The sequence below is a fragment of the Winogradskyella sp. genome, from assembly GCF_025210595.1.
In the GTDB taxonomy this organism is placed as follows: Bacteria; Bacteroidota; Bacteroidia; order Flavobacteriales; family Flavobacteriaceae; genus Winogradskyella.
Genome location: NZ_JAOARH010000088.1, coordinates 24,859 through 33,026 on the forward strand (window position 1 = coordinate 24,859; position 8,168 = coordinate 33,026).

Annotated in this window: 6 protein-coding genes; 3 read left to right on the top strand and 3 right to left on the bottom strand. The window is 32.6% G+C overall.

All coding sequences use genetic code 11. The features are described 5' to 3' along the window. Window positions 1-25: 25 nt before the first annotated feature. The 3 genes from N4A42_RS09410 to N4A42_RS09420 form a co-directional block, all read right to left on the bottom strand. Window positions 26-1,168, bottom strand: coding sequence for a carboxypeptidase-like regulatory domain-containing protein (locus N4A42_RS09410; protein ID WP_294073242.1), 1,143 nt, complete (start codon window positions 1,166-1,168; stop codon window positions 26-28). A gap of 308 nt (window positions 1,169-1,476) precedes the next feature. Continuing rightward, window positions 1,477-1,857 carry a Rid family detoxifying hydrolase gene (locus N4A42_RS09415; protein WP_294073244.1) on the bottom strand — a complete coding sequence of 127 codons (381 nt, stop codon included), beginning with the start codon at window positions 1,855-1,857 and terminating at the stop codon, window positions 1,477-1,479. Window positions 1,858-1,886: 29 nt separating this feature from the next. After that, the gene (locus N4A42_RS09420) at window positions 1,887-4,688 is read right to left on the bottom strand and encodes a putative LPS assembly protein LptD (RefSeq protein WP_294073246.1); all 2,802 of its coding nucleotides are present in this window, start codon (window positions 4,686-4,688) and stop codon (window positions 1,887-1,889) included. Window positions 4,689-4,798: 110 nt separating this feature from the next. On the opposite strand from N4A42_RS09420, the gene N4A42_RS09425 reads away from it, so the two are divergent. The 3 genes from N4A42_RS09425 to N4A42_RS09435 form a co-directional block, all read left to right on the top strand. Further along, a complete protein-coding gene (locus N4A42_RS09425; RefSeq protein ID WP_294073248.1) occupies window positions 4,799-5,929 on the top strand; it encodes an N-acetylmuramoyl-L-alanine amidase in 1,131 nt (376 codons plus the stop codon). Between the two features lie 54 nt (window positions 5,930-5,983). Then, on the top strand, window positions 5,984-6,925 hold the full coding sequence (locus N4A42_RS09430) for an MlaD family protein (RefSeq protein ID WP_294073250.1): 942 nt from the start codon (window positions 5,984-5,986) through the stop codon (window positions 6,923-6,925). An 11-nt stretch (window positions 6,926-6,936) separates the two neighbouring features. Beyond that, window positions 6,937-8,168, top strand: a 1,232-nt coding sequence (locus N4A42_RS09435) for a (Fe-S)-binding protein (protein WP_294073252.1), incomplete at its 3' end; no start/stop codon positions are given.

Here is an 8,168-nt window from a genome sequence, read left to right on the forward strand (position 1 = left end):
TTTTAGACAGTAAATAACCTAACCATTATTCAGCTGTAATCTTCATATCTGCTAATTCAAATACCATATATTGCATTAAACGTTCTACGGTTGTAGCGTCTGAGGTGTTGTTTTCTGTATGAAATGATGAATATAATACGCCACCATCACCATGTAAAAAGGTATATGCTAAATGTTTGTCTTCACTAATACCATCATATTCTACTGGACCATAAAGCCATGGTAATACAGTAGCAGAATCGTATGTGTCTACTACTTGCCATCCAGACAAAAACTCATCTATAGTTACTGTAGCATTAGGAATATTAATATTATAATTAAGAGAAAGCCAGTCTATTAAATCCTGATTAAGAATTTGAGCATCTGTAGATAAAGAATCTCCGCTTTTGTAAGGGTCGTAAAAACTCATGTATTGTGTGCCATCTGCTGTAATATCGTTTAGATATTTATATGCCCAATCTGTTGCATACATTAAGCCGCCATTATTAATAAAATTGGTAAGATTATTACTAAATTCTGCCATACTTTCATTCAGCCCACAGTTTAAAAAGATAATGTCATAGTTGTCTAATAAATCTGGATCTTGAATAAAATCACCAAAACCAAAATCTACATTTGGTTCTAACATAGGGTTTGTTCGGTTTGCAATGCTTGTGTTTTGGTGATGACCATGGTCTGTATGATTAGGATTACGATCCATAACATCATGTCCGTCAATAATATCAAAAAGTGGCTCGCCAGTTGTAGGGTCTACTAAGCCTATGTTATATAAAACTTCTTCAATATGGTCATAACTTCCAGTTACAACCGCAATAGATGGTAGTTGATCTATAGGTAAATTATCTAAATTAAAAGTAAAAGTATCAATAAGATCGCTAAGGTTTACTGAGGTTGATGTTCTAAATTGTCCTTTAGATATGGATAACTCATAGCTGTCTTTAGATAGGTTTTCTAATATGAAATTTCCTTCGCTATCAGTAATAGTCTCATTTACGAGAGTACCATCTTTATACAATTTTACACTAGCCTTAGAAACAGGATCTATACCGTTTGGTGTAACAAATTTTCCAGAAATACTATAGTCGCCAGAAGCACTATCATCAGATTTATCTTTAGAGCAGGAAACAATTAAGACAAGGGCAAGCAAAAGAAAGAATGTTTTTTTCATAATTGGTGGTGTTAATTAGATTGATTATGATGCAGATAATAACTTTAATAAAAAGGTTATGCGTCATCTACATGTATATAACAGTTAAGGATTGCTTTTTCCTAGTGAGAAAGATAATAATTTTAAATTTAACCTCTGATTTTTAATTGATTAGATAGTCTTATGCCTGAATTAAGGGAGTAGGAGAGTTATTTTAAAAGCAGATAGCTTAAAAATAGGATTTTGAAAAGGAATTGCAGAAATGTATAAAATGTTTATGCCGAAACCTGTTGTAAATAAATTGAGGATTAAATTTTATACAACTCTAGTTATTTAATAGCAATCATGCTTATTTCTACATTAACAAACTTAGGTAAATTAGCTACTTCTACAGTTTCTCTTGCTGGTGCTGTAGCTTCATCAAAGTACTTAGCATAAACAGTATTAATTTTTGAGAAGTTGTGCATGTCACTTATAAAAATAGATGTTTTTATAACGTTTTCAAATGTCATGTCAGCAGCAGCTAAAACGGCTTTCATATTTTCCATAACCTGTTTAGTCTCTACTTCTATAGAATCCATAACTAATTCCATAGTTTTTGGATCTAAGGCTATTTGCCCAGAAGTGTATAATGTATTACCAACTAACACGGCTTGATTGTATGGTCCTATAGGTGCAGGTGCGTGAGGTGTATTAATAATCTGTTTCATTGTTTAAAGTGGTTTTATCTAGAAAAAATCTAATTACCTAATCGTCGGTCTGGTTGGCGACGTTGATCGTATTTTAAATCTTTCAATAAATTAGATCTAATACCTATAAAGAAATTCCATGAGGTATTAACACCTATTGGTACAATTGAAAAATTCATTCTCCAACTCAGTAAATCACGTTCAAAACGCAATTGGGTAGGTGTTACACCTTTGTTTAGTAAATCATAACCAGAGGAAAAACCAATAGACCATCGAGGTGATAGCTCTATATCACCAGAAAACATTAAAGAATGGGAGGATATTTGATCTTGCCTCCTTGTGTTTGTATAATTAGTTGCATAAGCAAATCTTATGCTCCAAGGCATGGCATAATTATAAAACTCATTGTTGTCTTCATCTTCTTTGTCCTTGTCTTTTTTTCTGTCATTAAGACGTTGGTCAGCATAATCTTGAGAGACACCAAAGAGATCATCTGCACGTGCATTGGCATTTGCAGAACGTCTGTCTGCTTCTTCGTCTCTTTCATCGTCTGTTTCTTTGCCAGAAAAGCTATCATTATTTAAGCTATAACTAATATTTAAATTAGCTGAGGTTAATCTAAATAAACTACCACCATTATTAATATTATAGGTGTCTATAAGATTATTGTTATTATCTAGGGCATAAGGATTTAAGGTCATGCCAAAGTTAATGTTCATCTTCTTATTAAGAATCTGTGTGCCTCCAGTAACTCGTAATGGACTCCAGTTTAGTGAGTCAGCAGCTAAATTATATGCTGTAGAAAGGTTTAGGTTATTAAGTAACATTACCTTTTTAGGCTCGGTTTCGGTAGAATCTTTAGCACGTACTTTGGCCTCAAAATTATTACCTACAGAAATACCAATATTGCTCGAGTAACGATTATTTGGTGAGCCAAGTAGCGAATTTTCAAAACGTGTATATTCTACCTGATCACTCGTAGTGCCATCGGCAGCAATAACATCGTAGGTTTCGTAATATTGGTCAAAAGCAGGTGAAACACTATAGCTAATAGATGGTCGCATAACGTGCCTTATAGCTTGTATTTTTGGATCATTGTCTTTGTTCTTAAAATTAAACATACCATATACGGTTGTTCCAATACTTGCTCCAAAATTATAAGTTAAAAAACGATCAAAACCGTTTACTTCAATAGGTGTAGAAGTTTCGCTTTCTAAAATATTATTTCGTTTTACGGTCTTTAATGTCCAGGTTTCATCAAAATTAGCATTAACACTTGTGCTAAAATGCTTAAATAGTTTAAAGTTTGTAGTGACAGGAATAGAATGACGCATGCCAGCACGTGCATCATCAAACATTTCGCTTTTACCAAATAAAGAATCTGTTGTTTGTATACGATACTCTCCTCTGGTGTTTAACTGAAAGTTAATGTTTTGTATAGCTCCTTTTTTTGTACCAGATTTTGGCGCAAAAGGATAGACTCTTGTCATTGAAGCTTGTAGTGTTGGTAAGGTTAAATTAATAGCTTCAGTATTGGTGTTTTGGTTATGAGATGCTGTTAAACTTAAATTAACCTGAGGCTCTCCTTGAAATGTTTTAGAATACGATACCGAAGAAGCCAAAGTGTTAGTTAAAGAATTGTTTAGGTTAACTTGGTTTATAGATTGCCTATAATATTGACTACTACCTAAGTTGACTGAAGCAGAAAACCTTGAGTTTGGATTGGCCTTAGTATCTTGAGTGTGCGACCATCTTAAATTATATATGGTACTCTTGCTAAAATCAGGAAAACCACGTTCACTATTTAAAAGGTTTTCGTATCTAAAGCTAAAATTACCTCTAAACTTGTAGCGTACAGCGTAATTACTTTCTATTCTTAAACCATAACTTCCATTGGTGTAATAATCACCCAGCACAGCAAGATCTACATAATCGCTTATGGCAAAATAATAACCACCATTTTGTAAAAAATAACCTCTATCATTACCAGTGTCTTCACCAAACGAAGGGAATATAATACCAGAGGTTTGCTTTTTAGACATCGGAAAATAAGCAAATGGTATAGCAATAGGAGTAGGTACATCATAGATGTACATTTGGCTCATCCCAGTTACAATCTTTTTATCAGGAACAATTTTAGCCCTATTCATTTTAATGTAATACTCTGGGTCATCAAGGTTTTCAGAAGTTGTAAACTTTCCTTTAGATATAAAGTATACTGAATCGTTTTCTCGTTTTGTGCGTTCTGCTATTACTGTTCCACCACTTTGTTCAGTAACAGAGTTAAAAATTAAAGCCTTTCTAGAGTCGGTATTAAAAATAATAGAGTCTGGCTCAATAACATTGGCACCTTGAGTAAATACTGGTTTTTGAGAGTAGCCTGTTGAGTCTTTTAAACGACCTGCATAAACTAAATTTTTGCTATAATCAATAACAATAACACCTGCAGAAATCTCCATATCTTCATAGAGTACCTTGGCTTCGTTGTATAAACGAATTTGTTGCTTCTTTTGGTTTATAGCAACATAATCTTTGGCTTTGTAGGTTACAATATCTTTTAAAAACCCTTCCTTTTTTACAGAATCTTGTTTAGTAGAGTCTACTTCTTTTGTGTTTAAAGGTTTGTTTAATAAAGAATCTGCAGAGATATTTACAGCATCTTTAGTTACAGATGTTGTATCCTTTTTTTGCTCAACAGGAATACTTTCGTTCTTTTTTGGTAATTCCTGTGCAAAGCTAAAAGTGTTGATAAACACTGTAAAACTCAATAGAAAAAGTATGTGTAGGCTATTTGTACGCAATCCTTTTAAATGTATTTTTGTAAAAGTATGGCTCGGTTTTTGAAACGCCAAAAGTACAGATATTTTTTTGTGATTTTCTTATTAAATGTCTAAAGTTTAAATATAGAATATTACTTACAATATTGCGTAATAATTCGAGTTTATAAACCGTTAAATTAAATATGCAAACGAAGCCAAAATATATAATAGTATTCTTAGTACTTATTTTTATAACTTCTTTAACATGCTTTGAACCATTACAAGCACAAGACGATAAATTTGTTGTGGTTTTAGATGCAGGCCATGGAGGTCATGATTCTGGAAATCTTGGTAATGGGTATAAAGAAAAAAATATTGCTTTAAATGTCACATTACAAGTTGGTAAAGCGTTAGAGAAAAATAATGACATTAAAGTTATTTACACGCGAAAAACAGATGTCTTTGTAGAGTTATATGAGAGAGCTAATATCGCTAACAAGGCTGATGCAGACCTGTTTGTTTCTATACATTGTAATGCGCATAGTTCACAAGCTTCTGGTACAGAAACCTTTGTTTTAGGTGAAAAGAATACCGCACGTAATTTTGAAGTTGCTAAACGCGAAAATGAAGTGATTTTTCTTGAAGAAAATCATGAAGAGCATTACGAAGGCTTTGATCCTAGTTCTCCTGAATCTACAATAGCTATTGGTATAGAACAAGAAGTATATGTAGAGCAAAGTATCGTTTTAGCGCGTAAAATTGAAGATAATTTTATTAATAAAGCAAAGCGAAAGAGTAGAGGGCTAAAGCAGGCTAGCCTTCTGGTTATAAGAAATACCTATATGCCAAGTGTTTTAGTTGAAGTTGGGTTCTTAACTAATAATAAAGAAGGGGCTTATTTAAACACAAAAGCAGGACAGTCTAAAATGGCAAAAGCTATTAAAGATGCTATAATAGCTTATAAGAAAGAAATAGATCAAAACGTAGGTAGCAATATTCTAGATTCTGACATTGCATCAGAAACCGGTAATAATACTGAAATTGTTGAAGAATCACCTTTAATATATGATAGTATTACATTTAAAGTTCAAATCGCTGCAAGTTCTAAAGCTCTTGAGCCAAAATCATATAACTTTAGAGGATTGTCTGAAATTTCCCGAGAAAAAATTGGTAGAATTTATAAGTATTATTACGGATCTACTTCAGATTATAATAAAATAAAAGAACTGCAAAAAAATGCAAAAGCTAAAGGTTACAAAGATGCCTTTATAGTTGCTTATAAAGAAAGAGAGCGTATAGATGTATCCGAAGCACTAAAATCTGCTACTAATTAGAAACATTATTAATAGAATTATTGTTAATTTTGTTTTCAATCAAATCTAAATCCGTTGAAAATTTCTAGAGAAGTTAAAGTAGCAGTACTTGTATTATCTGGTATAGCATTATTTATATACTTATTTACGTTTTTAAGTGGAGGTGACTTGTTTTCAAATCAAGATACCTATTACACTGAGTTCGATTATAATGCACTCAGTACATCTTCATCAGTAACTGTAAAAGGAAACCGCATTGGTAAAGTTGAAGCTATTGATTATATATATGAAACCGGAAAAACAAGAGTGGAATTTTCTGTTAGTCCACAATTAAAGTTCTCTAAAAACAGTGTCATTCGTTTATATGAAACAGGCATTATGGGTGGCAATGCACTTGCTATAGTAAATGCAAATGATGGTGAAATGGCAAAACCAGGCGATTATATTGTTTCAGAAATACAACCAGGCCTTATTACTTCTTTAAAGAAGAATTTTACAGGCCTAAGTGCAGATTTAGACAGTACTATTCGTTCAGCAGATACTTTAATGACCAGTCTTAATGCATTAGTAGTAGATGAGTCCAATGTTGGTTTAAAGAGCACCATTGCAGAATTAAACGCTACATTAAAATCATTTAAAACACTTTCTAATTCTGTGCAAGGTGTGATTAAGGAAAATGATAATAAAATTGCTACAATTTTAAATAACTTTAATGTTACTAGCGAAAACTTATCTAAGCTATCGAATGATTTAAAAGATATTGAATTAGCAAAAACTATTACAAAGTTTGATGAATCACTGACCTCTATTAATACACTTTTAGCTTCTGTTAATAGTAATGATGGTACTATAGGAAAGTTGATTAACGATGATGCACTATACAATAATCTAGAAGCTGCTTCAAAAGAAATGGAAGAGTTGCTTTTAGATATAAAATTACACCCAGCAAGATACAGAAGAATACTATCTAAAAAAGAAATTCCGTATCAAGCACCAACTAAAGATCAAAAGAATTAGACCTTTTTAAAATGCAATACATACCAAATATAATTTTTGCTATTATCCTAGTTTTAGGAATTGGTTATTTCGTAAGAAATATTAAAGCACTAATACGAAATATAAAACTCGGAAGAGAAACAGATACCAGTGATAATAAAGCCGAGCGTTGGCGAAATATGGTGCGCATTGCACTTGGCCAAAGTAAAATGGTAAAACGCCCTATAGCAGGTATACTTCATATCGTTGTTTATGTAGGTTTTATTATCATTAATATAGAAGTTTTAGAAATTATTATTGATGGACTTTTTGGTACACATCGTATAGGTTTAAAAGTTTTACCAAAAGCGGTATATGGGTTTTTAATTGGTTCTTTTGAAATTTTAGCAATATTAGTATTGGTAGCTGTTATTGTGTTTTGGATACGTAGAAATGCAATAAAGCTAAAGCGCTTTTTAAGTTCTGAGATGACGGGTTGGCCAAAAAATGACGGTAATTTTATTCTTTATTTCGAAATGGTCTTAATGACTTTGTTCTTAGTAATGAATGCTACAGATACATCATTTCAAGCTTTAGGACATGGTAACATTATATCGCAATTTATGGCATCTTGGTTTGGCGATAATCCAGATACACTTCATATAATAGAGCGTACAGCATGGTGGATACATATTGTTGGAATCTTGGTGTTCTTAAACTATCTATACTTCTCTAAACATTTACATATCCTTTTAGCATTTCCAAATACATACTACGCAAGTGTAGAACCAAAAGGAAAAGTAAATAACTTAGAAGCTGTTACAAATGAGGTAAAACTAATGATGGACCCTAATGCAGATCCTTTTGCAGCAGCACCAGAGGGAGCTGAAGACGAAGAACCTGCTAAGTTTGGAGCAAGCGATGTAATGGATTTAAACAGAATACAGTTATTGAGTGCTTACACATGTACAGAGTGTGGCCGTTGTACATCATCTTGTCCTGCAAACTTAACTGGCAAGAAGTTATCGCCTCGTAAAATAATGATGGACACAAGAGACCGTCTAGAAGAAGTGGGCAAAAATATTGATGCCAATAATGGAGAATTTAAAGATGACGGAAAACAACTTTTAGGAGATTATATTACTAACGAAGAGCTTTGGGCATGTACAACCTGTAATGCGTGTGTAGAAGAATGCCCTGTAAGTATTAATCCATTATCTATAATTTTAGAAATGCGTCGTTATTTAGTAATGGAGCAAAGTGCAGCACCAATGGAGTTAAATAA

Bases quoted from the DNA above. Each gene is read 5' to 3' on its own strand.
- N4A42_RS09415 (WP_294073244.1), bottom strand. From the start codon at position 1,857: ATGAAACAGATTATTAATACACCTCACGCACCTGCACCTATAGGACCA.
- N4A42_RS09425 (WP_294073248.1), top strand. From the start codon at position 4,799: ATGCAAACGAAGCCAAAATATATAATAGTATTCTTAGTACTTATTTTT.
- N4A42_RS09410 (WP_294073242.1), bottom strand. From the start codon at position 1,168: ATGAAAAAAACATTCTTTCTTTTGCTTGCCCTTGTCTTAATTGTTTCC.